The organism is Streptomyces sp. NRRL F-5727, assembly GCF_000719555.1.
Lineage (GTDB): Bacteria > Actinomycetota > Actinomycetes > Streptomycetales > Streptomycetaceae > Streptomyces.
Window position 1 is genome coordinate 1 of record NZ_JOGX01000172.1, and the last position, 317, is coordinate 317.

The 317-nt window shown below is 72.2% G+C and carries 1 protein-coding gene; it reads left to right on the top strand.

The window, feature by feature from the left end; all coding sequences use genetic code 11:
* Nucleotides 1-317, top strand: a 317-nt coding sequence (locus IF73_RS38440) for a putative T7SS-secreted protein (protein ID WP_037881918.1), incomplete at both ends; no start/stop codon positions are given.

Genomic DNA, 317 nt, shown 5'->3' on the forward strand with positions numbered 1-317 from the left:
GTCGGTCGGGGAGCAGCAGCTCGGGCAGACCGAGGAGGCGGACGAGCTGGTCCACGGCAAGCCGGACGAGATCGCCGCGACGGTGAAGAACCTGCGGGACTTCCATCGGGCGTTCGACCTGGTGGGCGGCGGCATGCGGAAGCTCGACGCGTCGCAGTGGAAGGGCGAGGCGGCCGACGCGTTCCGGGCGAAGTTCCAGACCCTGCCGACGGACTGGCTGCACGCGGCGGACGCGATGGAGAGCGCGGCCAAGGCGCTGGAGACGTACGCGAAGGCGGTCGTCGCGGCCCAGGGCAAGGCGCGTGAGGCGATCGCGC